The following is a 1,539-nucleotide window of genomic DNA, read 5'->3' on the forward strand; positions in this document are numbered from 1 at the left end:
GTCGGCATTGACCACATTGACGGTGGTTTCATCCGCATGCACCGCAGGTTGTTTCAGTAGTTCTTGTTTTAGTCTTTGTATTAATGGCTCGAACAAGGCCGCCGACTTTAACACCCAGTCGCTCATGGTTTTGCGGCTTAATTCAATGCCATATTGCTTGAACATCGTCTCTTGTCGGTGAAGCGGCAACGCGTATTGATATTTACTGGTGATGATTTGGCTCAATAAACTCGAAGTGGCTATGCCTTTGTTGATGGGCATCGCTGGCATCTTAGCTTGTTTGATGTGGTTATTGGTTCCGGTTTTTTCACACTCACGACATGCATACTTAGGGCGAATGTGCTCAATCACTTTAACTTTGGCAGGCACGAAGTCGAGCTTTTCAGAGATATCTTCCCCCATCTTATGCAACTCACCGCCACAACATTCGCACTGTTTATCTTCATCCGCGATATCATGAATGACTTGCTCACGCGGTAAGTCTTTGGGTAAAGCTTTGCGTTTAGGTGTCTTACGGGTATAACGGATGTCTTGCGTTTCGGCTTCAGTCACCTCAGTGGCTTCTTCCGCTTCATCAAACAAATCGCCTTGCACGTCAAACCCTTCGGCACTTTGGCCAAATTGCTTTTGTTGCGCTAAGCGGAATTGCTCTTCGAGATATTGATTTCTCGCTTCTGATTGAGCCAGTTTTGCTTCTAGCTCGGCAATTCGTTGGAGTAAGTCTTGCTCTGAGTTCATACTGCCATTTTACAACAGTTTGGTGAGTAAAATAGCTTTGTAAGGTGGTTAATATTGATCGTGCGACGATCTAAATAATGGCCGCGTTCTCAGTGCTTATGACTTGATGCCCAATGACATCATAGCCTGATAACAACCAATTTAATTGCTGCTCGGTTAAATTCATCGTTTGGGAATTGAGTTTTCTCGGCCACTTAAACTTGTCTTTATCGAGGCGTTTATGCCACAAGGCAAAGCCAGTGTTATCCCAATACAGTAACTTGAGTTTATCGCGACTTTTATTGCAAAACACAAAGACCGCGCCAGTTAATACGGATAACTCAAGTTCACTTTCGACAATAGCAGCTAAGCCGTTGATGGATTTTCTGAAATCAACAAACTGGCTACAGAGATAGATCTCGGGCACATCAACAAACATCTTCACGATGATAAGCCTCGAATAATCGCAATCACTTGGTTGGGTGACAAATCAGCGGGGAGCGTCAATTGGCCTGACTGAACATCAAACTGAATGTGTTGATGGCTTTGAACTTGAAGATGCTCAGTTGTGGTTTTGACCTGGACAAAACTGGACGCAGATTGACGAAGGTTAGCTTGGTGTTTGTAAAAGCTGGTAATGGAAATATTGTGCTGTGCACAGAATTCAATGTTAGTGCCGTTAAATGTTTGTCGGCTCGCCAATAAAGCCCGCCATTGCTCTGGGGTGCGTTGTGCTTTCATTTTAATCTCCTGAGTTAAGGTCAGGTGATATTTTCAATGACTAAAAACCGTTCTGCTAGGTGAGGTTGGCCGGACGTTTAC

Annotated in this window: 3 protein-coding genes; all 3 read right to left on the minus strand. The window is 44.2% G+C overall.

The annotated features are described in order from the left end of the window. Positions 1-738, minus strand: a 738-nt coding sequence (locus Q4575_RS19635; protein WP_303523932.1) for an IS66 family transposase, incomplete at its 3' end; no start/stop codon positions are given. 70 nt (positions 739-808) lie between these two features. Continuing rightward, positions 809-1,156, minus strand: coding sequence for an IS66 family insertion sequence element accessory protein TnpB (gene tnpB, locus Q4575_RS19640; protein WP_303523934.1), 348 nt, complete (start codon positions 1,154-1,156; stop codon positions 809-811). Positions 1,157-1,158: 2 nt separating this feature from the next. Next, entirely contained in the window at positions 1,159-1,458 is a 300-nt protein-coding gene (locus Q4575_RS19645; RefSeq protein ID WP_303523933.1) for an IS66 family insertion sequence element accessory protein TnpB, read from the minus strand. Between the last annotated feature and the right edge of the window lie 81 nt (positions 1,459-1,539).

It is taken from the genome of Psychrosphaera sp. 1_MG-2023 (assembly GCF_030548245.1).
In the GTDB taxonomy this organism is placed as follows: Bacteria; Pseudomonadota; Gammaproteobacteria; order Enterobacterales; family Alteromonadaceae; genus Psychrosphaera; species Psychrosphaera algicola.

Coding starts and splice junctions, on each gene's coding strand:
- Q4575_RS19645 (WP_303523933.1), bottom strand. CDS start 1,458: ATGAAAGCACAACGCACCCCAGAGCAATGGCGGGCTTTATTGGCGAGC.
- tnpB (WP_303523934.1), bottom strand. CDS start 1,156: ATGTTTGTTGATGTGCCCGAGATCTATCTCTGTAGCCAGTTTGTTGAT.